Here is a 24,167-nt window from a genome sequence, read left to right on the forward strand (position 1 = left end):
CCCGGACACGCCAGCTACCGACGGACCCGGTCAAGCCGCCAAACGGCCGGGCCGGGCGGGAGTCTTCGTCGTCGATCCGCCGACAGGCAGCGCCAGACGGAAGCCGCCCCACACGCCGGCGCCGTCCAGGAGACAGTGCCACCCCACACGGTGCCACCGTCCACCAGACCGGCGCCGCCTCACGCGCGACGCGCGCGCTCACGCGCGAGGGCCGGGTCCGGTTGCCGCGATGATTAGACGTGCAGGCGCGCGGGCTCATCGCCGGCGTGTCGCCATTGGGTGGGTGGGACGCCGGCGTGCCGGCGAAAGGCACGGCTGAAGGCGGCCTCCGAGCCATATCCCAGCCGCACGGCGACCTCGGCGACGCTGCCACGCTCCGCGAGCAGGCTCTTGGCGTGTTCCATCCGGATGCGGGCCAGGTAGCGTGCGGGCGAGTCGCCGACCGTGTCTCGGAAACGCTTGGCGAAGGCCGACCGCGACGCCAGCGCGATCCGCGCCAGCGCCTCTACGGTCCAGGGGGAACCGGGGTCGTCGTGGATGGCGTCCAGCGCACGCGCGATGTCGGTGTCGCGGAGCGGCACGGACAACAGCGACAGGCTCCCGCAACTGGACTCAACCCAGTTCCGGATCGCGGCCGCCGCGACGATGTTGGCCAACTGGGAGATCACCGACCGGGAGCCGGGGCGCGGTCCGCACGACTCGCCCTCCATACCCTCGAGCAGCGCCGCGACCACCGGCTCACGCGTAGTGAAGCGGCAGGCGACCACCATGTCCGGCATGACGGCCGCGACTCGGGCGGCGACCGGCGAGGCGTGCTCCAGGTCACCGGTGTGCAGCACGGTCTCGCCACGAGCTACCAACTCGTGGTCGCCGCCGCGCGGAAGCAACAGGAAGTCACCGGGGCTGAGCCGCTTCTCGGTGACGCCGCTCACCTCGCGCCGGCTTCCCAGGTCTTGCCGGCTTCGCACATCGATCCCACCCTGCACGACGAGGTGGAAGCGCATCCCGGCGTCGCTTACGGCGCGCCGCTCGCCTGCGCGCAACGTCTCCTTACGATAGGCGCCCACGGACCAGCGGAGCCGTTCGAGCACGTCGCTGAGGTCGTCGGTCGCCTGCGTCACAGTCACGAATCGATCCAGCACCGCTGGCAGTGAACCCATTCCCACTCGTGTCGACCGCCACGATCAGCTCGCGCGCCCAACACCGCCGGAGCCGCCTGCCACGTCGCGTTGGTGGGTTCCTGCCGTCACACGGCGCGAGCTGGTCGCTTCAGGTCATGCCTCGGCCAACACGGCGCCGCCGCCAGGCCGGGAGCGGCTATACAGTCCAGACCTCGGCGCGCCACCCCCAACCAACAACCCCCGCGTGGCCCGATAGGTCAGACCTCGATCCGTCGCCGCCCGGCGGCAAGGCCCCGCGTTAACCCCGACAAAGTAAACCTGGTCCGCCGCCACGCCGCGGCTAGGCCCGGGGGCAACCTGACAGATCAGACCCTGATCCGCCGCCGCACGGCGACAAGGTCCAGGGACAACCCGGACAGATCAGACTCTGATCCGCCGCCGCACGGCGGCAAGGCCCGGGGACAAGCCCGACAGGTCAGACGCTGGTCCGCCGCCGCACGGCGGCAAGGCGCGCCCTAACCCGACAAATCAAGCCTTGATCGGCGCCGCACAGCGGCAAGGCCCCGCGACAAACCGGCAGGCCAGTTCGGGTCCCACCGCTGTGGCTAGACATTTGCCGAGGGGTTAGCAAGGTCAGAACCGGCAACCCGGCGCCCACCGCCCAGACCCGAACGGCCCAGCCACGCCAAACCCGGCTCCCCAACCGCCTACAGCCCAGACCTGAGCAACCCGCCACCCCAAATCCGCACGCCCGCCGCCCACAGCACGGACCCGAGCCGCACTCCAGGTGAGACCTGGCCGGCGCCACGCGACCGCAAGACCCGAATGGTCCGCGAGGCGGACCTGGCCCTGCCGCCGCGGGGCGGCAGGGCCTAGCCAACGTGGCCGGCGCTCAGACCGCCGGTTTGGTCGTGTAGACCGTGGGATCGCCCTGGATCAGCCAGATCTCCGGGGTGTTGATCGGTAGGAACGAGCGGTCACCGCCTGGCTCTCGGGTCGACGGGACCGCGTCGCCACTGGGTAGGTGCATGATGAAGTTGACCGGTTGGGTGTCGTTGACCAGCGGGATCGCGTAGTCGGCCCAGCCGTCGGTCACACCAGAGCGTGGCCAGGGCTTGTCCCAGGCGACCTGGGCGAGCACCTCGGGAGCAACCGCGTCGCCCCACATGTGCAGGCCCCAACCAGCCGCTGCCGGGTCGCCGTAGTCACCCGCCGGTCGGTAGTAGTGAACCGTGGCCGACGTGGCCGGCGGGCCGGCCGCGCGGACCCGGCGTGGTTCGGACGTCGCGCCCGAACCGGCCAGGCCCCCGGGTAGCAGCACGGCCCGGTACTCGACCGGAGTGTTGGCCGCCAGGTCGAGCGGCGTCAGGTCGTCGAACACCGTGTAGGCCGGCGACGACGAGTCGGTGCCGACACGGGTCCACGCACCGTCGCCGACACGGCGCTCGATCGCGACCACGTTGGTCGCGCGCTCGGGGTCGACCACCGCGCGCACCTCGACGGTGCCCCGGACGCCGCTGCCCTCGGAGGGCGCCTCGATGGTGACCAGCGGCGCCGGCACGGTCGCCGACCGGACGGCCGATTCCCGGCTGTGGCCCTTGTTGTCGAGGACCACCGCGCGGTAGCGGACCGAGGTGCCGGCCCGCTGGTCGCTCACGTCGTCGAAGACCTGGTACGGCGCGTTGTCGTCGGTGCCGACCGGCCGCCAGGGGCCACCCGCGACCGAGGCGTAGAAGCTGACCTCGTAGAACGAGGAGCCGCCGACATTGGCCGTCACCTGCAACCGGCCGCGCGAGCCGGGTGCCGGCGTCGGCGTGCCCAGCGACACCGACGGCGCCGAGCGCGAGCCGGCCACCTTGTCGCCGGCCAGGTAGACCACCGCCGACAGCGGCGGCACCGTCAGCGACAGCCGGCCGTCGTTGCTCGTGCGCAGGGTCTGCGGCCCGTCGCCGTAGACGCTCTTGAAAGTCGAGCGACCCGTCGCGTAGGTCGGGATCGTCGCCGACTGGGCCGCCTCGCTGTTGTTGAGGGCGACCACGTATTCGCGCTGGTCACGCCGGTCGACCCGGGAGAAGGCGTAGACGCCGGGACCGTCGCTCGCGTAGCGGTGCTGCTGGGCGCCGTCGCGCAGCGCGGGATGCCGCTTCGTCAGCGCGGCCAGCCCACCGATCGACTCGTACAGGGGGTGGGTGGTGACGAAGTTGTCCTGGGCGTGCGTCGCGTCGGTGCCGAGCAGGTCGTCGTCGAGGTAGTCGGGCACCCGGCTGGCGAACAGCGTCTGCCGCGCGTCCTGGTCGCCGCCAGGACCGGTGAAGCCCTGCTCGTCGCCGTAGTAGATGACGGGGTTGCCGCGGGACAGGTACATCAGCTCGTGGGCGAGCCGGTCGCGGGCCACCCACTCGGCGTCGGTCGCGCCGGGGTTGTCGCCCCGGACGAAGCCGCCGATGCGGCCCATGTCGTGGTTTCCGAGGAACGTCGGGAGTTGGTAGACATTCGAGTCGGCGTCGGTGTACCAGTCGTCACCGGCGAAGAACGTCTGCAAGGCGGCGGCCGACTGCCCACGCGACGCGAAGTTGCGGGCCGCGTCCTGGAACGGGAAGTCGAGCACGGACTGCATCCGGTCGCGGGTGGTGAACTGCGAGGTGAAGCTCTTCGTGGTGTCGAAGACCTCGCCGAACATGAAGAACTCGGGCTTGCCCCGGCGGTGGGCGTAGTCGAGGATCTCCGGACCGAACTCCTGCCAGAACTCGTCGTTGACGTGCTTCATGGTGTCGATGCGGAAGCCGTCGACGCCGAAGTCGCGGATCCAGGTCTTGTAGATGTCGATCATCCCGCGGACCACCCGCGGGTTCTCGGTGAACAGGTCGTCGAGGCCGAAGAAGTCGCCGTAGTAGGAGTTCTCGCCGACGAAGGTCGTGTCGCCACGGTTGTGGTAGAGCGTGACGTCGTTGAGCCAGGCCGGCACCTTCAGGTTTTGCTCGGCGGGGTCGAGCACCGGCCGGTAGGGGAACGACGTCGCGGGGTCGAGCGCCGGGAACGACGGCTTGCCGGCGAAGTCGCGGTCGTCGAAGGTCGCGCCGGACGCCGTCTTGTAGGGAGCCACGTCCTTGCTGACGTAGCCCTTGCGCGCGCCCTCCGCGTACCCGATGACGTCCGCGGTGTGGTTGGTGATGATGTCGAAGTAGACCTTCATGCCCTTGGCGTGCGCGGTGTCGATCAGGGCACGCAGGTCGGCGTTGGTGCCGAGGTGGGGGTCGATCTGGGTGAAGTCGGTGATCCAGTAGCCGTGATAGCCCGCCGACGGACCGTCTTCGATTTGCACCGCCTTGTTCTTGAAGCTGGGCGTGAGCCAGATCGAGGTGGTGCCGAGGCCCTTGATGTAGTCGATCTTCGAGCGCAGGCCCTTGAGATCGCCGCCGTTGTAGAAGCCCTTGCGGGTCGGGTCGAAGCCGGAGACCAGCGGGTCGGAGCCGAGGCCGCCCTGGTCGTTGGCGGTGTCGCCGTTGGCGAAGCGGTCGGCCATCACGAAGTAGAAGTTCTCGTCGGTCACCGACTCGCGTAGCGAATGCCGCGCCGGCAAATCGTCGTCGCGACCACCGGCAACGGCTGGAGCGGCGGGCAGGGTGGCCACGAGCACCAACGCGGCGATCAGGCCGATCACACGGCGGACGGATCCAGGTATGGACATCTTCCCCCCTCGGACATCGACGGACGGGACGTTACCGAAGGGCTACGACATTGCATACGGGTGAACCAGACGGACAATTCAGGGGGTACGCGGGCGCAAACGTCCTCTTCAGACAGCTGCCGGCAACCGAATGCATAGAAACGGTGGGGTCTCCTTGACAGGATCGTTATCTGGCATCGGAGGCGTGGTGCCACGGGAGTTCCACCGCGGACGCCGGTCGACGCCCCGCCGCGAGCTCGTCGATCAACCCGGCCAGGCCGTACGGGAAAACCGTCTCCGCCGGACTCGCCAGCTCGGCGCTCGTCCACCAGCGGTGCCCGACGTGGAACGCCGATTCGACCTCCAGCATGCCGGACATGTCCGGCTCGAAGGCATCGACGCGCAGCGCGAAGAAGTCGTCCCGGAACACCCCTCGTGCCCAACCGAGGTCGGCATATCCCCCGGTGTACGCGACCGGCGCACCGAGGTCGTCCGGAGCGACGGCCAAACCGACCTCCTCGCCCACCTCGCGGGCCGCCGCCTCGGCGAGCGACTCGCCGGCTTCGACGCCGCCACCGGGCGCGCACCAGCCATATGCGCCGAACTCCGGCACGTCGCGCTGGTGGAAGGCGAACCTCAGGAGCAGGACGCGAAAGTCGCCGTCGAGCAACAGCACCCGCGCGGACAGCCGCGCCAACTCGCCCTGATCCGTCACGGACGCGCAGCTTATCGGCGCTTCCCAGATTTCCTCACCGCAATATCGCGTCACTCGCTGGACATCGCCCGACCTGCCCATGCGAACATATGTTCTATGTCCGAAGGCGCCATCCTCCACGCCGACCTCGACGCGTTCTACGCGTCGGTCGAGCAGCGCGACGACCCCAGGCTGCGGGGCCGTCCGGTGATCGTGGGCGGCGGAGTGGTCCTGGCGGCGAGCTACGAGGCAAAGGCCGCGGGGGTACGCACGGCGATGGGCGGCCGCGCCGCGCGGCAACTGTGTCCGGACGCGATCGTCGTCGAGCCGCGGATGTCTGCCTACACCCGGGCGAGCCGGGCGGTGTTCGAGGTGTTCCGGCAGACCACGCCGTCGGTCGAGGGCCTGTCGATCGACGAGGCGTTCCTCGACGTCTCCGGGTTGCGGCGGATCGCGGGGCCGCCGTCGGAGATCGCGGCCGGCCTACGCGCGGCGGTGCGCGACCAGGTCGGGTTGCCGATCACGGTCGGGGTGGCGCGCACCAAGTTCCTGGCCAAGGTGGCGAGCGGTGTCGCCAAGCCCGACGGCCTGCTCGTGGTGGCCACCGAGAAGGAGCTCGAGTTCCTGCATCCGCTGCCAGTCGAGCGGTTGTGGGGCGTCGGGCCGGTCACCGCGGCCAAGCTCCGCGACCGGCGGATCTTCACGGTCGGCCAGCTCGCCCGGCTGGGCGAGGCCGGGCTGGTGTCGCTGCTGGGCCGGGCCGCGGGCCGACATCTCGACGCCCTGGCCCACAACCGCGACCCGCGCGCGGTGCAGACCGGCAAACGCCGCGGCTCGATGGGCGCCCAGCGGGCACTCGGCCGAGCCCCGCGCACACCGGCGGCGCTCGACGCGATGCTCGCGGGCCTGGTCGACCGGGTGACCCGGCGCATGCGCGGCGCGGGCCGCACCGGCCGCACGGTGGTGCTGCGGTTGCGGTTCACGGACTTCACCCGCGCCACGCGCTCGCACACCCTCCCCCGCGCGACGTCGCACACCCAGACGATCCTGGACGCGACGCGGCGGCTGTTGGCGACGGCGTTACCGATGATCGAGGAACGCGGCATCACCCTGATCGGGATCTCGGTCGGCAACCTCGACGACCGCTTCATGCAGCTCCCGCTTCCCTTCGAGGAAAAGGACGGGGTCGCCCTCGACGCGGCGCTCGACGCGGTCCGCGACCGCTTCGGCTCGGCGGCCGTCACCCGCGGCGTCCTCGTCGGCCACAGCCCAGTCCTGGAGATGCCCATGCTCCCGGACTGAAGGCGCGCGAGGCGCGCGCGGCACATGGGAGTCGCCGAGGAAGGCTCCGCGACCGAGCCCCCGGACAACGCCGATCGCGCGATGGGGACGCCGGGCGCGCGTGCCGGAACGGCCGCGCAGACCGGGACCCGCGCGGACCGCGACCGCCCGCCGAGCCGAGACCCGCGCGAGCCGGGACCTACGCGCGGACCGGGACCCGGCACGGACCGGGACCGCCCGGCGGGCCGAGACCCCCGCGCAAGCCGGGACCCGCGCGGACCGGGACCTACGCGCGGACCGGGACCGCCCGGCGCCCCGAGACCCTGGGCGGGCCGGACCCCGCACGGACCGGGACCCCCACGGCGGGCCGAGACCCCGCGCGGACCGCGAACCCGCACGGACCACGAACGCCCGGCGGGCCGAGTCCCCTGCGCGAGCCGGGACCCCACACGGACCGGGACCGCCCGGCGGGCCGAGACCCCGCGCGAGCCGGGACCCCACACGGACCGGGACCGCCCGGCGGGCCGAGACCCCGCGCGAGCCGGGACCCCACACGGACCGGGACCGCCCAGCGGGCCGAGACCCCGCGCGAGCCGGGACCCCGCGCGAGCCAGGACCCGCGCGGACCGGGACCCCGCGCGGGCCGGGACCCCGCACGGATCCGGACCCCGCACGGCGGGCCGAGACCCCCGAGCGTGCCGGACCCCGCACGGACGGGACACGGCACGGACCGCGACCGCACGGCGCGCCCAGAGCCCCACGCGAGCCGGGACCCCACACGGACCGGGACCGCCACGCGAGCCGCGACCGCGGTCCGGCATGTCACCCCGCCGCTGCTGTCGCGACGTGCGTTATTTCTCGGTTGGGCCTGGGTTTGCGGTGAAGGACTCCTGGTAGACGTCCGCGTAGGTGCGGGTGCCTTTGATCAGGTCATCGCAGAAGGCGGCTACGTCCGGGCCGATGAGTTGGAGGACTCCCTTGCCTGACGCAACGCCCTCCTCGAAGAAGTCGACGATGTCCGGGAGCAGGCGCCCTTCGGACAGGTCGATCGGGCCGACCTTGAACAGGTACTTCTGCATCTCCTTGTAGACGATCTGGTAGTCCGGCGGGAGCGCCTTGACCCGGGCCACGTGGGCCCGCCACTGCTTCTTGCCTTCGATGACGTCCTGGATGCCCACGTCAGCCTCCCAGCCGGCCCAGTTTTCGTGCCACGTTCCTGTTCAACTGCTCGCGCCACCGGTCTCGATAGGTTCGGGCACCCTCGCCGCCGGCCAGTGCTGCGCAGAACGCGGGGATGTCGTCGCCCAGGACCTCCTGGATGGGCTGACCGTCCGCCGACGCTTCTTCGAGTAGGCCCAGGGCCGCGTCGGCGATCGGCATCAGGTTGCGGCCTGTGAAATCCCCGTACGCGAAGATGTTTCCTTTGATCTGTTCCCACGCCGACCGGTATTCGGCCGGTAGCTGCTGTGCCCGGGCTTCGAAGGCCTTCCATTCCCTGGTGAGGTCGCTGCCTGTGATGGTTTCCCAGAAGGTCATCTCCGGCCCTCCTTGAGCCCGTCGATGCGGGACGAGACGTACTGCCATTTCGCCCAGAACGTCGCCAGCTCCGCTCGGCCGGCGTCGTTGAGCGCGTAGAACTTGCGCGGCGGGCCCACTTCGGACGGCCGCTTGGTCACCTCGACGAGTCCGTTCCGCTCCAGCCGCAGCAGGATCGTGTAGACCGTTCCCTCGATGACGTCCGCGAACCCGAGCTCGTTCAGCCGGCGGGTGATGGCGTACCCGTAGGTCTCCTCGCCGCCGATGATCTCGAGCACGCAACCTTCGAGCGTGCCCTTCAGCATCTCCGTCAGATCGTCCATCGCGGCTCCTCTCCAGCCAGGCCCGGAAAGGCCCGGTACTTCGTGCCACCGAGTACCGCTATAACGTAGCACCAAGTACCGGTACGCGGTAGCACCGAGTACCGCCGACGGCCCTATCGTCGTTGCCCATGTGGATCACCAACGGCGCGGCATGACCGACCCCGCGGTCGGGGCGTGGTTGCGGGCCAACGGCAGCCTGTTGCGCACGATCGACCCCAGTGATGACGACGACTTCGCCGACCTGGCACCACTGAGGCAGATCGTCGGCGATGCGCGGATCGTCGGCATCGGTGAGAGCACGCACCGGGTGCACGAGTTCTACCGCGTACGCGACCGGCTGACCCGGTTCCTGCTCACCGAGCTCGGCTTCACGGCGGTCGTGCTGGAGTCGGGCTTCGCCGAGGGCGCCCTGGTCGACGAGTGGATCAAGAACGACGACGGCGATCTCGAGCAGGTGCTACGCGACGGGATCACCTACAGCTTCGGGCGCTGCGACGAGATGCGCGAGCAACTGCGCTGGCTGCGCGCGCACCGGCGGGCCGGCGCCGACGTGAGCTTCTACGGGATGGACCTCGCCGACTCGAGCGGCTCGGCCAGACCGGCGGTGCGGGCGGTGCTGACCTATCTCGACCGGGTCGACCCTGCGTACGCGGCGCACGTCCGGGCCACCCTGCTGCCGATGTTCGACTACCTGCCGACCGATCGCAGCGGGATCGCCTGGGTGGCACCGACGCTGCACGCCTACATGGCTCTGCCCGCGCCGACCCGCCACGAGCTGACCGCCGCCATCAACGACCTGGCCGAACGCCTCCAGGCGATGCGGGTCGTCTACCTGAGCCGCGCGAACCGCGACGACTACGAGTTCGCGTACCGGTGCGCCGTCACCGCCCGGCACACCGACGCGTTCCTGAGTGGATTCCCGGACGGAGCCACCCGGCGGTACGAGGGTGCCAACGTTCGCGACTCCGCCATGGCGGAGAACCTCGAATGGATCCTGGCCCGGCACGAGCGGGTCGTCGTGCTCGCCGCCAACGGTCATCTGCAGACCCGGCCCTGGTCCGCCCCGCCGATCGTGCACAACGAGCTCACCATGTTGGGCGGGCAACTGGCCGTCGACCACCGGCACGAGATGGTGATGATCGCGACCGCGTGCGGCGGCGGCGAACTGCTGCTGCATCGCCCCCACCCGGACGACCCACCGGGCCACAGCCGCCTCTTCACCGAAGCGCTGACTCTGCTCGACCCGGACAGCCTGGACGAGCTGCTCGCCGGGTCCGGAATGCCGCGGTACCTGCTGGACCTACGGAAGGTGCCGGCCGACGGACCGGTCCGCGACGGGTTCGCGGCCGTGCGTTCGATCATGACCGGCGGGCAGGCCACCCCGGTCGACCCGTTGGCCGCCTTCGACGCGGTCGTCTACGTGGGCGACGTCAGCCCGTGGCGACACTTTCCCGAGTGGGGGCAGCCGCCGACAGCGGATGGTCACTAAACGAAAATTGCCCCATTTGTGGCAGGCCTCAGGCGCAACAGCGTAGCGTTTCGTAAGTGCTCGGTGACGATTTGATGATCGCGGGGGGCCGGAGCAGCCACGACGAACGGCGCCCACCCGAAACCGCCACCCACGAGCAGCCGCGCCTCGCGGACGGCGACCGAGCGGACAGCAACGCAACGGCCGGCAACGCACCCGGCAGCAACCCGGAAAGTCGGCAAGAACGGCGCGTGCCGGTCACCTCCCGCCGGCACGTGCAGAACAAGGTCGCCGGCGGCGAAACCCCGACCGCCGGCGATCGGCAAAAGCACGACCAGGAGGGGCGCCGCCCGCAGAAGCAAGACCACGCGGAGCGCGGCCCGCAGGAGTACGGCCTCGCGGAGCATCAGCATCGCAGTGGGGTTGACGGGGTTGATGTGGCGCCCGTGCCCAGAGCGATGCTGCGCGACGCCCTCATCAGCGGCGACCTCGTGATCGCACCGGGCTGCTACGACGTCCTCGGCGCCCGCGTCCTCGAAGCCGCCGGCCTCGAAGCCGCCTATCTCACCCCGTTCGGTTTCCAGGCCGCAGACGCCCCGAGCCCGCACGCCCCGCACGACCCCTGGGAGCGTTACCTCGACCTCGCCCGCGAGCTCGTCGACGCGTCCGGCCTCGCGATCATCGTCGACGGGCAGACGGGCCTGGAAGGCGAGCGCAGCGCCACCGAGCGGGCCGCGGACGCCTTTTCCGCCGGCGCCGCCGGGTTCGTGATCGAGGATCGCCAGGGGTTCGGCAAGGACCGGCCCCTGCGGACCATGGTCGAGGTCGGCCGGGAGATCGCCGCTGTCCGGCACGAGGTCGGACGCGAGACCACGGTGATCGTGCGCACCGACGCCGTACGCGAGTCCGTCGACGACGCCCGCGCCCGCTGCGAGTCCTATCTGGACGCCGGTGCCGACCTCGTGCTGCCGTTGATGACCAGATATCTCAACTACCCCGACACGCCGGCCGACCGCGAGCGCCGGATGTCCGCGTACCACTTCCTGACCGAACGCGTACCCGCGCGCAGGATCGTCGTGCACTCCCCCACCGGGCGCCATCTCCCCGTGGACGAGGCCCGCCGGCTCGGGTTCGGGCTGTACCTGATGTCGCAGCTGCTCATCGCGTCCGCGGTGACCGGCATGACCCACGAGCTCGCGGCCGCGCTGGCCGACGAGCCCGGGCCGATGCCGCTGCTGACGCCCGTCGACCTGGCGACGCTCACCCGCGTCGACCGATGGCTGGAGAACCGATGGTGAGCCACGGCCACAGCCACGGTCACAGCAAAAGCCACAGCCACAGGCGAGGAGGCGTCCGTTGACGGATGCGAAACGGTGGGCCCGGACGAACCTGTCCGGCTACATCCCGGTGATGTTCACGCCCTACACCGACGAGGGTGCGATCGACGAGGCGGCGGTACGCGACGACGTCGAGTACACGCTGCGCCTGCCCGGCGTCGGTGGCCTCTACGTCGGCTCGGTCTGGCAAGAGTTCTGGCTGCTGACCGTCGCCGAGCGCAAGCGCCTGACCGAGATCGTGCTCGACGCGGTCGCGGGCCGGGTCCCGGTCGCCGTATCGGCCACGCACACGGCGCCCGACGACGCGGTCGACCTCGCGGCGCACGCGGCCGAGTCCGGCGCCGGCATGATCATGCTCTGGCCGCCGTTCTTCGGGCCGCGGGGGCATGGCGGCGTGGTGGCCTTCTTCGACTACGTGCTCGGCCGGGTGCCCGCGCCGTTCGGGTTCTACAACACGAGCCTGTCCGAGATCGGGTACGAGATGGACCTGCCGTTGCTACGCGAGCTCGCGCAGCGGCCGCAGATAGCACTGCTGCTCGACGGCGCGGTGCGGCTCGACGTCTTCCTGGAGACGCTGGAGGCGATCGGCCGGGACGTCATGGTGACCAGCCCCGTCGAGGAGTACTTCCTGGTGGCCCGGATGCTCTATCCCGAGGTCGCGCCCGACGTCCTGATGGGGTCGAGCCGGGCCCTGTTCCTGCAGACGCCGCGCCAGCCGTATCTGCACGAGTTCTTCGTCGCTGTCGAGAAAGGACAGTGGCACGACGCGCAGAAACGGCTCGGCTGGATCATGGCGGCGGGCGAGTTCGCGCACGGTTCCGTCCTGCGCGAGGGCAAGACCCCGTTGGGACTGATCAAGGCCATCAGGGGGGCGTACGGGCAGTCGGGCGGGACGCCGCGGGTGCCAATCCCGGCGCCGAGCGAGGTGGAGGTCGGCGACGCCGTGTCGAACCTGCGCGCGGCCGGGCTCGACCCGCTCTGAAAGCCCGCAAACCAGGCGCCGCCGGGGTAAGACTGGATGGATGGCTAGGGAAGAGGACTTCACCACCGAGGCTGCCGAGGGCCAACGGGACCGGCGGTTCCACGGTGGCGCGCCGCAGCGGCTCGACGACGACGAGTTGGCACGCCGCACGCGGGAGGAGCGGGTCGACGCCGGGACCTCCGACTACGACCCCGACGACGTGCCGCCGGCCACCGACGAGCCCGTGCCCACGGACCTGAGCGACTCGGCACTGGTCGAGGACATCGAGGGCGTCGCCGCGCGCCAGGAGGACGAGGACGAGACCCGCCCGCTCAGCGCGGATAACCCGTTCCCGCCCACCCGGTACGACGAAAGCTAGGCGGCCAACGCCGCACCGCAGCCGGCCGAGACCCGGGCGACCAAACGCCCGCGCACACCCGGCCGATCAACGGCCGAGGCCTAGGCGGCCAGGGCCGCGTAGCGGCCGTCCGAGTCGACCAGCGTCTCGTGCGTACCCGACTCCAGGATCTGGCCGTGGTCCACGACCACGATCTGGTCAGCGTCGCGGATCGTCGAGAGGCGGTGCGCGATCATCACCGTGGTGCGCCCGCGGGCGAGCCGGTCGAACGCGCGCTGCACGGCCCGTTCCGTCTCGGTGTCCAGCGCGCTGGTCGCCTCGTCCAGGACCAGGATCTTCGGGTCGCGCAGCAGCGTACGCGCGATCGCGATGCGCTGTTTCTCCCCACCGGAGAACCGGTGCCCACGCGAGCCGACCATGGTGTCGTAGCCGTCCGGCAGCGCGGCGATCACGTCGTGGATCTGGGCCGCCCGCGCCGCCTCGACAAGCTCGAGATCAGTCGCCGACGGCTTCGCGTACCGCAGGTTCTCCCGGATCGTGGTGTGCAACAGGTAGGTCTCCTGGCTGACCACGCCCACTATCCCGGCCAGGTCGGCCAGCCGCAGGTCGCGCACGTCGACCCCGTCGATCGTCACGCGGCCGGAGGTCGGGTCGTACAGCCGGGCGACCAGGCTCGCGAGCGTGCTCTTCCCGGACCCGGTCTCGCCGACCAGCGCCAGCGAGGTCCCGGCGGGCACGTCGAGCGTCACACCGGAAACCGCGGGCACCTCCGACCCCGGGTACGTGAAGCTCACGTCCTCCAACCTCAGGTGCCCCTCGACCTGCTCGAGCGTCACGGGCGAGGACGGGTCGTCGACCTCGACGGGCAGGTCCAGGTACTCGAAGATCCGCGCGAACAGGGCCAGCGAGCTGGTCAGCGTGACGCCGACGTTGAGCAGGCCCATCAGCGGCCGGAACAGCCCGGCCTGCAAGGCGGTGAAGGCGACCAGCGTGCCGATGCTCAGCGCGCCGGAGGTCCACGGCAGTCCCGCGCTCAAGTAGATCAGTGCCGGGATCGCCGCGAAGATGATGCTCATCGAGGCCATCCGCCACCGTCCGGCGAGCTCCGAGCGCAGCTCCAGGTCGATCAGCCGGCGGGACGAGGCGGTGAACCGGTCGACCAGGGCCGCACCGGTGGACAGCGTCTTGGACAGCTGTGCGCCACTGACCGACAGGCCCTCCTCGATGGTCACGTTGAGATCGGCGAGCTCGCGCTGGCGCTGTTCGGTGATCGTCCGGCGCATCTGGGCGACCCGGCGGGTCAGGAAGATCGCCGGGGGCAGCACGACCAGCGAGACCAGCGACAGCTGCCAGGAGAGCGCGACCATCGCGGCCATGGTGGCGATGGTGGTGGTGAGGTTCGAGGCGATCGAGGTGGCCGTCGTGGTGACCACGGCTTCCATGCCGCCGATGTCGTTGGTGATCCGGGACTGCACCTCACCGGTACGCGTACGCGTGAAGAAGCCCACCGACTGCCGGTGCAGATGGCCGAAGACGCTGGTCCGCAGCGCGTGCATGACCTTCTGCCCGACCGAGGTCGAGATCCAGGTCTGCACGACCCCGAGGGCGGCGGTGGCCGCGGCGACGCCGATCATGCCGATCACCAGCCAGACCAGCAGCCGCAGGTCCTGCTTCGGCAACGCCTGGTCGATCACGGCGCGGAGCAGGAACGGCGACGCCATGGCGACGATCGACGAGACAATGATGATCAAAGTGACAATGCCCAGGGGCCAGCGGTACGGCGTGAAGAGACGCCCGATCCGGCGCAGCGACACCTGGCGCGCCTGGGTCTTTTCGGCCTCGCTGACGCGTCGGCCACGTTCGTACGAAGGCAAGGTCCGGTTGTCCTCCCACGTATGCATTGCTGAGGTTCCCTCAACATGAGGTTACAACCTGATCTGTTGGTACGGTATTCCCCGTGGACCAGGGGGAGAGCCTCTCCGAGGCGTTCTGGGGCGTGGCCCGGCGGCTACGGCACCTCAACCGGGAGACGATGGCGCCGTGGGAGGTGACGCCCGCGCAATGGCGGGCGATCAACGTCCTGGTCGACCACGGCCCACTGCGCCTCGGCGACCTGGCCGAGAAGCTGCACATCGCGCCCCGCTCGACCACCGAGGTGGTCGACGACCTGGAACGACGCGGCCTGGTCGAACGCCACCCGGACCCAGCCGACCGCCGGGCGACGCTGGTCGCCATGACCACCGCGGGCACGTCCGCCGCGACCGCGATCCGCACGGCCCGCACGGCCGAGTCGGAGCGCTTCTTCGGCTCCCTGTCCCCAGCAGACCGCGACCACTTAGGCCGCATCCTGCACGGCCTGGCCCGCGACTGACCCGACGGGCATCGGCCTGGCTGCGGGCGGACCCTGCGCGGGAGCCGGTCGGCCTGGCGGCGGGTCGGTCCCCGGGGGCGGGTCGGCCTGGCGGTGGGTTGGCCCCCGGGGGCGGATCGGCCTGGCGGTGGGGTCGGCCCCGGGGGCGGGTCGCAGTGGCGGTGGGTTGGCCCGCGCGGGCGGGTCGGCCTGGCTGTGGATAGGCCCGAACCGGCGAGCGCCGGCGTAGGTCTCTACCCACGGCCAGACCGACCCGATGGCGCGGGTCCGCCCACGGCTCGGCCGGGCGGACGCTGTCCGGCTTCCGACGCGGAACCGGGCCACGCGGAGTGACTGTCCACGATAGAGTCACGCGCATGGTAGCGCTCCCACGCCGCATCGCGGCCCTGCTGTGCTGCGCTGTTCTGACGGTCGCGTCCGCCGCCGCGTGCGGTAGCGGCGACGACGTTCCACCGACCCCGCCGTCCACCGCCGACGAGGCTCCTCCACCCGCCGAGCGCTGCGGCGGCTCCGGCGACGTCGCCAAGGTGGTGCTGACCACCAGCGACGGGGTCGAGCTCGCGGCCGCCCGGTTCGGCACCGGCCCGCGCGGGCTGGTCCTGGTGCACCAACTCGGCAGCGACCTGTGCGGTTGGTTCCCGCAGGCCCAGCGCTGGGCGGGCGAGGGCTACCAGGTGCTCGCCTTCGACCAGCGCTGCGACGGGCTCAGCGAGTGCGGCGGCCCCGAGCCGGCGACCGACGTGCCGGCCGCGGTGGCCGCGCTGCGCGCCTCCGGCGCGAGCACGGTGCAGCTCATCGGCGCGTCCCGGGGCGCCTCGATCGCGCTCGTCGCCGCCGCACACCCGGAGACCGACGCGGACGCGGTGGTCTCGCTGTCCGCGCACGACACGAGCTTCGTGGCCGCCGCCAAGACCCCGACCACGCCGGGCGACGCCGCCGCGGCGATCAAGGTGCCGCTGCTGTTCGCCTGCGCCGTCGACGACCCGTCGGCCTTCTGCGGCGACAACGACCAAGGCTTCTTCCAGGCGGTCGCGGCCACGGACAAGAAGCTGGTCGAGCTGAAGGACAGCCGCCTGCACGGCTGGGACATGCTCAGCGCCATAGAGTCCGATGTAGACACCTTCCTGGCCGCACACGCGGGCTGACGCGCGCCGCGCGGATCAGAGTGGCTCGGCGGCGAGTTCCGGCCAGGGCTGGGCGTGCGCGCCCAGTCCGACGGCAGCTCGTGCAGGACCGCGTAGCCCGACCGGAGACCGGCCACGCGCCGAGCCCGACGACAACCCGCGCGGCACCGAGTAACCCGACCGAAGACCACGCGCACGCCCAACCCGACGACAAGCCGCGCACCACCACGTGGCCCGACCGAAGACCAGGCACAAGCCCAACCCGGCAAGTCGCGTGGGACCGCCCAACGCCAACGGCGACCGGGCGCGCTCGCCCGGTCGTTGTCCGGGCCGGCGGAGTGCCACGCTGATCCGTTGGCCGACGTCAGGGCGACCAGTAGAGCAACGTGCGATCGGGCGCGAAGCCGACCCGTTGGTAGAACGGCACGGCCCGGTCGGCGGAGTGCACGGTCACGTGCTCCAGGTCGAGCCGGCGGGCCTCGGCCAACACCGCTCCCAGCAGCAGGGCCCCGATGCCGTCGTTGCGCAGTTCCGGCACCACGTACACCGATTGGATGTCTCCACACCATCGCCGTCGTCGGCCCGGAGTGGGGACGCGTTCGGCGACCATCAGCCACGCCATCCCGACCGCCGCCTCCTCGCCGTCAAAGGCCAGGAATGGGAGATGCGAATCCGCGTGGTCGGCGAGCCAGCGGGCGAAGTACGCCAGATAGTCCGCGCGGTCAGTCCCCCGGTAGTCGCCCTCTTCGGTCACCCGCCGCCAGCGCAGACCGGCCAGCGCCTCCGCGTCGTCAACAGTTGCCTTGCGAACCAGCACCCGTCCGAAGCTAGTCGGTCGCCGCCAACACCCGGTGCAGCAGCGCGTTGAGCTGCGCGGCCTCAGCAGCGGTGAGGCCCAACGCGGCCGGCCGGTTCATCCGGGCGATCACCGGCCAGGCGCGGCCGAGCAACTCATGGCCAGCCAAAGTCAGGCTGACCGACAGCGACTGCCCACGCCGCGGTGCCGGATGGTCGACCAAGCCGTCGGCGACCAGGCCGCGGAGCAGCGAGCCCATGCTCTGCGGCGTGACCCGCACCTGTCGCGCGAGCTCGGCCGACGACATCCCCGGGTTGCGGCTCAGCGTCGCCAGGATGCCGAACAGGTGCGGCTTGAGCCCGACCTCGGCCAGCTGAGAGGTGAACACCCGGCTGAGCGCGTGGCTGGCCCGCACCACCGTCCACGGGACGACGGCGTCGTCGTCGAACTCCATGTTTAGTAGCGTATGGTCTCGGCTAACTATAAGGCTCCTTATACCCCTCACCTGACCACCACCCGGGAGCGGCTTTCACATGTGGACCGAGCGGATCCTGCGGCACCGGCGCCTCGTCATGCTCGGCTGGCTGGTGCTCACGATCGTCGGTGGTGCGCTCGCGCCCAAGGCGATCGACCGGCTCAGCTACGAGTTCAGCTTCCCGGGCCAGCCCGCGTACGAGGCCAACGTCAAGATCCAGGACACCTTCGGCGGTGGCGGCGGCAACGTGGACCCGCTGGTCGTCACCGTCACCCTGCCCGAAGAAAAGAGCTTCAGCGATCCGGGAGTACGCGACGAGCTCGCCGCCGCGTTCGGTCGTCTGCAGCGACCCGGCTGGCGAGTCGCGTCGCCGCTCGACGTGGCCGACCCGGCACCGTTCATCCGCGACCGCACCGCGTTCGCCCTGGTCTACCCGCCGTTCACACCGGGACCCGGCCCGTACGCCGCCGCCCTCCCCCAACTGGAAGGCGCGCTGGCCGGCGTCACCGTCGCGGGAGCCCAGCCGCTGGTGACCGGCGTCGACCCGCTCAACGAGAGCGGCGGCGGCTCCGACCGCCCGATCATCGTCGAGATCGCGCTGGGCGCGGGCGGCGCCCTGGTCGTGCTGGCGCTGGCGTTCGGCTCGGTGCTGGCGCTCGTACCCCTGCTGATGGCCGCCGTCGCCATCACCACCACGTTCCTGCTGGTGCTGGCGCTGACCGCGGGCGTCGACGTGTCGTTCATCGTGCAGTACCTGGTCGGCCTGATCGGCCTCGGCGTCGCCATCGACTACGCGCTGCTGCTCATCATGCGCTGGCGCGAGGAGCGGGCGAGCGGTGCCGACAACGAGCAGGCAGTACGCACGGCGATGGCCACCGCCGGCCGCGCCGTCGTCTTCAGCGGCGTCACGGTGGCGATCTCCCTGCTCGCGCTGGTCGTGCTCCCGCTGCCGTTCCTGCGCAGCGTGGGCCTCGGCGGCCTGCTGATCCCGCTGGTCAGCGTGCTGGTCGCGGTGACCCTGCTGCCCGCGCTGCTCGCCTCGGTCGGGCCCCGCCTGGAGTGGCCGCGCCGACGGCTGCCCAAGACGGAGAGCCCGGCCTGGCTGTCCGTCGGCCGGTTCGTCGTCCGGCACCGCTGGGTCTCGGCCGCGCTGGCCACCGCGGCGCTCGTCGTGCTCGCCCTGCCGGTCTTCGGCCTGCGGCTCGGCTCACCGGAGTTGGCGGCGATCGCCGGCGGCAACAGCCCGGCGGCGGTCGGCTACCGCAACCTGGTCGACGCCGGTGCCGTGGGTGCGCTGCGTCCGGTCGAGCTCATCACCACGGACCCGTCGGCGGCCGACTCGCTGGACCAGGTCGAGGGCGTGTGGACGGTGGTCGAACCGACCGGCCCCGGCTGGACGGCCGGCGACGAGCGGCTGCTGCCTGTCCTGCTGACGGAGGACCCGGCGACGCCCGCGGGTGCCGAGACGGTGGAGCGGGTGCGCGCGGCCGCGCCGGGCGAGGTCGGTGGCACGGCGGCCCAGGACGCCGACGCGGTCCAGGCGATCTACGGCGACAGCTGGTGGGTACTCGCCCTGGTCGTGGTGATCACCTTCGCGCTGCTCGCCCGGGCACTGCGCTCGATCTGGCTGCCGATCAAGGCCCTGCTGCTCAACGTGGTCTCGATCGCCGCCGCGTACGGGCTGACGGTCTGGATCTGGCAGGACGGCCACGGCAGCGAGGCCTTGTTCGGCACGGAGTCCAGCGGCTCGATCACGGTCTGGGTGCCGATCGCGGCATTCTCGTTCCTGTTCGGACTGTCGATGGACTACGAGGTCTTCATCCTGTCCCGAATCCGCGAGGGCCACGACGCGGGCCTGCCGACAGACGAGGCAACGATCCACGGCATCGGCTACACGGGCCGCCTGGTCACCTCGGCCGCCCTGATCCTGGTGCTGGCCTTCATCGCCCTGTCCACGGTCCCGGTGGTCGACGTGAAGATCTTCGCCACCACGCTGGCGCTGGGCATAGCCCTGGACGCCACCATCGTCCGCGGCGTCCTCACCCCAGCGTTGGTAGCCGCTTTCGGTCGCGTCAACTGGTGGTGGCCGGGGAGACCAGCAAAAACCAAGAGCTCTTGACTCGGGTTCGCGGTGGTCCGGACCGCTCCTCCCGCGAGGGACCGCTCCGCTTCGCTACGCTGCCGGCTCCGCCGCGAGGCGCTCTCAGATCCAAACCCGACGCCCACGGCGGACCTGGCAGCGCAGCCAAGCGTTCTCTCGCGGGAGGAGCCGTCCGCCCACCGCGAACCCAAGTCATGCCCTTGATGATCTTCGGTTGATCTTGGGTACCGCCCACTAGCCCTCGCTCCCTCAACGCTTTCGGCGCGGGTTGGCGGCGATGCGGTGGAAAGCCGACAGGGACCACTCCGCTTCGCTGCGCCGCCGGCCCGCTGCAACGAGCCCTCAGATCGAAACCCGACGCCCACGGCGGACCTGGCAGCGGAGCGAAGCGGAGCGGTCTCTCGCGGGAGGAACGGTCCGGACCACCGCGGACCCGAGTCATGATTGTGGGGATCTTCGGTTGATCTTGGTTGTCGCGCCGCTGGCCTTCGCTCTTTCCCACGGTTTACCACGTGGGTTGGCGGCGATGCGGTGCAGGGCCACAAGGGACCGAGCGTCGCCGTATCGGTGTGCCGCGTCCAAGGCCGCCCGGCGGACCGCGTCGTGGCGGTCGCCCAGTAGCCGCGGGAGCAGGGCGGTCAACGCGCGGCTGTCTCGTGCGACCAGGCTCGCCACCGCCGCTGCCCGCAGATAGCCGTTGCCCGCCTCCCGCACCTGCGCTGCCTCGACCAGGATCGTCTCGGACTCTGGCGTGTGCAGCGACGCCAGCGCCCGGACCACGTTGCTGTCGCGGCGCAGCTTCGGGCTCGCGGAGACGATCGCCTCGAAGCGGTTCGGCCATTGGCGGGCGGCGGCCCGCACGCATTCCGACGCGTCCTCGACGACCTCGATCGGGTGGGCGCCCGGTGCGCCAGCCGGCGGCATCGGCGCCGTGCCCTCGACGACCGCCAGCAGGTCAGCGCATGCCTCGTCGTCGAGTAGCAGGAAGTCGGTCAGGGCGTCCGGAAAGCCCCGGCCACCCAGCGTGGCGAGCAGTGGGCGACACCGTCCACAACCGACAGACTACGACTCCTCGGGCGCGCTCACCAGAGACGAGAGCAGCCGCAGGCGTTCGGCCGACGGCGAGCCCGGCGCCGCCCCGTTGAAGATGATGCGTTGGCCCGGGTCGTCCGGCAGGCGCAGGCTTTCCTCGTTGAGGGTGAGGCGGCCGACCAGCGGGTGGTCCCACTCGCGCACCGCGTGCAGGCACTCCGCCACCGGGTGGGTCGCCCAGATCCGGGCGAACTCCGCGCTGCGGATGCTCAGGTCGCCGACGAGCTCCGCCAGCAGCGGGTCGTCGGCCGCGTCGCTGGAGGCGTTGCGCAGATAGGCCACCGTGTTGTGGGCCTCGCGCTCCCATTCCACGACCAGGTCGCGCATCGCCGGCTCGAGGAACATCTGGCGTGCCATGTTCGGACGCTGCGCGGGGTGCAGGCCGAGCAGCGCGAAGCCCAGCCGGTTGGCGCCGAGCAGGTCCGTGCGCCGGCCGACCACGATCACCGCCTGGTCGGTGCTGCTGTCCGCGAGCGCCAGGACCGACGGCCGGACCGTCTCCGGGCCGGAAGGGCGGCGCGGCACGGCGGCCGGGCGGGCCAGGCGCACCAGGTGCAGCCGTTCCGCCTCGTCCAGGCGCAGCGCACCGGCCAGCGCGTCCAGCACCGAGTCGGACATCTGGTGGCTCTCGCCCTGCTCGATGCGCGTGTAGTAGTTCACACTCACGCCCGCGAGCTGGGCCACCTCTTCCCGGCGCAGACCCGGCACCCGGCGCGCCGTCCCATATGTCCGAATGCCGGTCGAAGCCGGAGTCAACGCCGCCCGGCGTGAGCGCAGGAAGTCGCCGAGTTCGGTGCTCATGGTGCCGATCATTCCCTCCGCCATCAACGGGCTGCCGTCCCCTGTCGTGGGTACCCAGCGCAGGGCGTGGTCGCCACCGCTACCGAGGTGCAACCTCGTTGCGTGAGCAAATATTCATTGGGTCTCGACACGTTCGGCGACGTCCTCTCCGACAACGACGGCGAACCGGTCAGCCACGCCGAAACCATCCGTGGCCTGGTCGAGCACGCCGTGCTCGCCGACCGCGTCGGCCTCGACTTCTTCGGCATCGGCGAGCACCACACGTTCGACATGCCGCTCTCCGCGCCCGACCTGGTGATGGCCGCGATCGCCGCGCAGACCGAGCGGATCCGGGTGGGCTCCGCCGTCACGGTGCTGAGCTCCGACGACCCGGTGCGGGTCTACCAGCGGTACGCGACCCTGCACGCGCTCTCCAACGGGCGGGCCGAGGTGATCCTCGGTCGCGGGTCGAGCATCGACTCGTTCCCGCTGTTCGGCTACGACCTGGCCGACTACGAGGAGCTGTTCGAGGAGAAGGTCGACCTGTTCGCCCGCCTGCTCGAGGAGAAGCCGGTCACCTGGTCCGGCCGGCTGCGCGCGCCGCTGGTCGACGCCGACGTCGTGCCGCACACCGAGGGCGGACCGATCCGGACCTGGATCGGCGTCGGCGGCAGCCCCAAGTCGGTGATCAGGACGGCGACGTACGGGATGTCGCTGATGCTGGCCATCATCGGCGGGCCGATCGAGCGCTTCAAGCCGTTCGCGGACCTGTTCCGGGAGGCGGAGCGCCGGCTGGAGAAGCCGGCCATGCCGATCGGCATCCACTCGCCGGGGCACATCGCGGACACCGACGAGGAGGCGTACGAGCAGCTCGTCCCGCACTACCTCGAGGTGCTGACCCGGGTCGGCAAGCAGCGCGGCTGGCGGGCGCCGACCGCCGACCAGCTCCGGCACGAGATCGAGAACGGCGCCTGGCACGTCGGGTCGCCGGAGACGGTGGCGCGCAAGATCGCCGAGTCCATCGAGACGCTGGGCGCGGTGCGCTTCGACCTCAAGTACGGCCTGGCCGGCGTGCCGCACGACGCGGTGCTGCGCAACATCGAGCTGTACGGCACGAAGGTCGCCCCGATGGTCCGCGAGCTGCTGGGCGAAACCGAGAATTAATCTGGTCCGGGACAACCAGGGATCGTGTACGCCGCGTTTGAAGGCGCGTGAATCCCTCGATCCCGCGGGCCGGCGTGGCGCTCGCCACCGCGGCCGCGTTGCTAGCCGGCTGCACCTCCGAGCCGGCCCCGGCCGAGCCAGGCAGACCGACCGCCCCGACCCCCGCCCAGACCGCCGACGACGCGTACGCGGCCTGGGCGGCGGGGCGGTCGACCCCGGTGCTGGACCCGATCTACCCCGAGCGCGGCACCGACGCCCTCGACGTGCTGCACTACGGCCTCGACCTGGACTGGTCGCCGGCCAAGCGGGTGCTGACCGGCACCGCGACACTGCGGATCCGGCCGACCCGGGACGCGCCGTCGCTCGCGCTGGACTTCAAGCCGTACACCCTGGACTCGGTGACCCTCGACGGCAAGGCCGTCAGCGCGGCGGTGACCAAGGCGGAGAAGCTGGTCGTCGAGAGCCCGGTGCGGGCCGACGTGCCGCTCACGCTGGTGGTCGGCTACCACGGCAAGCCGTCGCAGACCCCGATGCCGTCGAAGCGCGGCGACACCCACCCGCTCGGGCTGACCGTCGACCGCGAAGGCGGCGTCTGGACGATGCAGGAGCCGTTCGGCGCGTTCACCTGGTACCCGGTCAACGACCACCCGTCCGACGAAGCGCTCTACGACATCGCGGTGACCGCTCCGAAAGGCTGGTCGGGGGTCGCCAGCGGCACGCCCGTCGGTCAGGACGGCAACACGTTCCGGTACCGCAGCAGTGTGCCCGTCGCGTCGTACGCCACGACGCTCGCGGTCGGGAGGTTCAAGAAGGCCACCGACCAGGGGCCGCGGGGCATCCCGGTCACCTACTGGTACCACGACGCCGCGGCGCTGCCCCGGCTGAAGCGCTCCGTCGGCTTCCTCACCTGGCTGGAGAAGAAGTTCGGCCCGTACCCGTTCGAGTCGGCCGGCGTGGTCGTGGTCGAGTCCGGCTCGGCGATGGAGACCCAGCAGATGGTCACGCTCGGCGACCTGTTCACCGACGTCGACGACAGGTTCTACGACCTGACCACGCTGCACGAGTACGCGCACCAGTGGTTCGGCGACGCGGTCACGCTCACCGACTGGCGGGACATGTGGCTCAACGAGGGCTGGGCGCTCTACGTCCAGAAGCTCTACGAGGTGGAGCACTACGGGCTGAGCCGCGCGGAGCTGGTCGCGCAGAGCCGCAAGAGGGACGGCGAGCTGCGCAAGGAGTACGGGCCGCCCAGCGCGCCGAAGCGCGACGAGTTCGGTGCGACCAACGTCTACACCTGCGGCGCGGCCATGCTCCGCCAGCTCCACCAGGCGCTCGGTGACGACCGGTTCTTCGCGCTCGCGCAGGGCTGGGTGCGGGACAACCTGAACACCCAGCAGACCAGGGGGTCGTTCACGGCGTACGTCAACAAGACGACCGGCCACGACTTCACCGCGTTGATCGACGCGTGGCTGGACTCGCCGACCACGCCGCCGGAGACGGGGCCGCTGGCCTGACCGA

At 71.1% G+C, this 24,167-nt stretch carries 21 protein-coding genes; 10 read left to right on the plus strand and 11 right to left on the minus strand.

Annotated features, from left to right (window positions below; all coding sequences use genetic code 11):
- Positions 1 to 233 precede the first annotated feature (233 nt).
- From CHC05_RS42715 to CHC05_RS25730, 3 genes are all read right to left on the minus strand, one after another.
- Positions 234 to 1,127, minus strand: coding sequence for an AraC family transcriptional regulator (locus CHC05_RS42715; protein WP_179266368.1), 894 nt, complete (start codon positions 1,125 to 1,127; stop codon positions 234 to 236).
- An 886-nt stretch (positions 1,128 to 2,013) separates the two neighbouring features.
- Complete coding sequence (locus CHC05_RS25725) at positions 2,014 to 4,809, minus strand: alpha-amylase family glycosyl hydrolase (RefSeq protein ID WP_089253130.1); 2,796 nt, start codon at positions 4,807 to 4,809, stop codon at positions 2,014 to 2,016.
- 166 nt (positions 4,810 to 4,975) lie between these two features.
- Positions 4,976 to 5,503 (minus strand): NUDIX hydrolase, encoded by a 528-nt coding sequence (locus CHC05_RS25730; RefSeq protein ID WP_245871215.1) that lies wholly within the window; start codon positions 5,501 to 5,503, stop codon positions 4,976 to 4,978.
- Between the two features lie 96 nt (positions 5,504 to 5,599).
- Here CHC05_RS25730 and dinB point away from each other — a divergent pair, with 96 nt between their 5' ends.
- On the plus strand, positions 5,600 to 6,784 hold the full coding sequence (gene dinB, locus CHC05_RS25735; RefSeq protein ID WP_089253132.1) for a DNA polymerase IV: 1,185 nt from the start codon (positions 5,600 to 5,602) through the stop codon (positions 6,782 to 6,784).
- A gap of 830 nt (positions 6,785 to 7,614) precedes the next feature.
- On the opposite strand, the gene CHC05_RS25740 is transcribed toward dinB, so the two are convergent.
- From CHC05_RS25740 to CHC05_RS25750, 3 genes are read right to left on the minus strand one after another with little or no spacing between them, the layout of a single operon-like run.
- Positions 7,615 to 7,941, minus strand: a complete 327-nt coding sequence (locus CHC05_RS25740) for a DUF1048 domain-containing protein (protein ID WP_089253133.1) — start codon at positions 7,939 to 7,941, stop codon at positions 7,615 to 7,617.
- A 1-nt stretch (position 7,942) separates the two neighbouring features.
- Complete coding sequence (locus tag CHC05_RS25745; protein WP_089253134.1) at positions 7,943 to 8,299, minus strand: DUF1048 domain-containing protein; 357 nt, start codon at positions 8,297 to 8,299, stop codon at positions 7,943 to 7,945.
- The gene (locus tag CHC05_RS25750) at positions 8,296 to 8,622 is read right to left on the minus strand and encodes a PadR family transcriptional regulator (RefSeq protein ID WP_089253135.1); all 327 of its coding nucleotides are present in this window, start codon (positions 8,620 to 8,622) and stop codon (positions 8,296 to 8,298) included. The genes CHC05_RS25745 and CHC05_RS25750 overlap by 4 nt, the downstream gene beginning before the upstream one ends.
- A 151-nt stretch (positions 8,623 to 8,773) precedes the next feature.
- Between CHC05_RS25750 and CHC05_RS25755 the strand changes: the two genes are divergently transcribed.
- Genes CHC05_RS25755 through CHC05_RS25770 form a run of 4 tightly spaced genes read left to right on the plus strand, consistent with a single transcriptional unit; the run spans position 8,774 to position 12,767 of the window.
- Positions 8,774 to 10,111, plus strand: a complete 1,338-nt coding sequence (locus CHC05_RS25755) for an erythromycin esterase family protein (protein ID WP_089253136.1) — start codon at positions 8,774 to 8,776, stop codon at positions 10,109 to 10,111.
- 56 nt (positions 10,112 to 10,167) lie between these two features.
- A complete protein-coding gene (locus tag CHC05_RS25760) occupies positions 10,168 to 11,388 on the plus strand; it encodes an isocitrate lyase/phosphoenolpyruvate mutase family protein (protein WP_089253137.1) in 1,221 nt (406 codons plus the stop codon).
- A 58-nt stretch (positions 11,389 to 11,446) separates the two neighbouring features.
- Positions 11,447 to 12,409, plus strand: coding sequence for a dihydrodipicolinate synthase family protein (locus tag CHC05_RS25765; protein WP_089253138.1), 963 nt, complete (start codon positions 11,447 to 11,449; stop codon positions 12,407 to 12,409).
- A 40-nt stretch (positions 12,410 to 12,449) separates the two neighbouring features.
- On the plus strand, positions 12,450 to 12,767 hold the full coding sequence (locus tag CHC05_RS25770; RefSeq protein WP_089253139.1) for a hypothetical protein: 318 nt from the start codon (positions 12,450 to 12,452) through the stop codon (positions 12,765 to 12,767).
- An 80-nt stretch (positions 12,768 to 12,847) separates the two neighbouring features.
- Here the strand turns inward: CHC05_RS25770 and CHC05_RS25775 are convergent, their stop codons facing one another.
- On the minus strand, positions 12,848 to 14,647 hold the full coding sequence (locus tag CHC05_RS25775; RefSeq protein WP_089253140.1) for an ABC transporter ATP-binding protein: 1,800 nt from the start codon (positions 14,645 to 14,647) through the stop codon (positions 12,848 to 12,850).
- A gap of 56 nt (positions 14,648 to 14,703) precedes the next feature.
- On the opposite strand from CHC05_RS25775, the gene CHC05_RS25780 reads away from it, so the two are divergent.
- Together CHC05_RS25780 and CHC05_RS25785 are read left to right on the plus strand one after the other, a co-directional pair.
- Positions 14,704 to 15,117, plus strand: a complete 414-nt coding sequence (locus CHC05_RS25780; RefSeq protein WP_245871216.1) for a MarR family winged helix-turn-helix transcriptional regulator — start codon at positions 14,704 to 14,706, stop codon at positions 15,115 to 15,117.
- 356 nt (positions 15,118 to 15,473) lie between these two features.
- Entirely contained in the window at positions 15,474 to 16,262 is a 789-nt protein-coding gene (locus CHC05_RS25785) for an alpha/beta hydrolase (RefSeq protein WP_089253141.1), read from the plus strand.
- Between the two features lie 343 nt (positions 16,263 to 16,605).
- On the opposite strand, the gene CHC05_RS25790 is transcribed toward CHC05_RS25785, so the two are convergent.
- The gene (locus CHC05_RS25790; RefSeq protein ID WP_245871217.1) at positions 16,606 to 17,058 is read right to left on the minus strand and encodes a GNAT family N-acetyltransferase; all 453 of its coding nucleotides are present in this window, start codon (positions 17,056 to 17,058) and stop codon (positions 16,606 to 16,608) included.
- A gap of 10 nt (positions 17,059 to 17,068) precedes the next feature.
- Positions 17,069 to 17,491 (minus strand): MarR family winged helix-turn-helix transcriptional regulator, encoded by a 423-nt coding sequence (locus CHC05_RS25795; RefSeq protein WP_089253142.1) that lies wholly within the window; start codon positions 17,489 to 17,491, stop codon positions 17,069 to 17,071.
- Positions 17,492 to 17,570: 79 nt separating this feature from the next.
- Between CHC05_RS25795 and CHC05_RS25800 the strand changes: the two genes are divergently transcribed.
- On the plus strand, positions 17,571 to 19,631 hold the full coding sequence (locus CHC05_RS25800) for an MMPL family transporter (protein WP_089253143.1): 2,061 nt from the start codon (positions 17,571 to 17,573) through the stop codon (positions 19,629 to 19,631).
- Between the two features lie 420 nt (positions 19,632 to 20,051).
- On the opposite strand, the gene CHC05_RS25805 is transcribed toward CHC05_RS25800, so the two are convergent.
- Together CHC05_RS25805 and CHC05_RS25810 are read right to left on the minus strand one after the other, a co-directional pair.
- Positions 20,052 to 20,537, minus strand: coding sequence for a HEAT repeat domain-containing protein (locus CHC05_RS25805; RefSeq protein WP_089253144.1), 486 nt, complete (start codon positions 20,535 to 20,537; stop codon positions 20,052 to 20,054).
- Between the two features lie 138 nt (positions 20,538 to 20,675).
- Positions 20,676 to 21,506, minus strand: coding sequence for a helix-turn-helix transcriptional regulator (locus tag CHC05_RS25810; protein ID WP_089253197.1), 831 nt, complete (start codon positions 21,504 to 21,506; stop codon positions 20,676 to 20,678).
- Between the two features lie 102 nt (positions 21,507 to 21,608).
- On the opposite strand from CHC05_RS25810, the gene CHC05_RS25815 reads away from it, so the two are divergent.
- Positions 21,609 to 22,649 (plus strand): Atu2307/SP_0267 family LLM class monooxygenase, encoded by a 1,041-nt coding sequence (locus tag CHC05_RS25815; RefSeq protein WP_089253145.1) that lies wholly within the window; start codon positions 21,609 to 21,611, stop codon positions 22,647 to 22,649.
- A gap of 47 nt (positions 22,650 to 22,696) precedes the next feature.
- Positions 22,697 to 24,163, plus strand: coding sequence for a M1 family metallopeptidase (locus CHC05_RS25820; RefSeq protein WP_245871218.1), 1,467 nt, complete (start codon positions 22,697 to 22,699; stop codon positions 24,161 to 24,163).
- Positions 24,164 to 24,167 lie beyond the last annotated feature (4 nt).

The organism is Asanoa hainanensis (assembly GCF_900188485.1).
Taxonomy (GTDB): domain Bacteria; phylum Actinomycetota; class Actinomycetes; order Mycobacteriales; family Micromonosporaceae; genus Asanoa; species Asanoa hainanensis.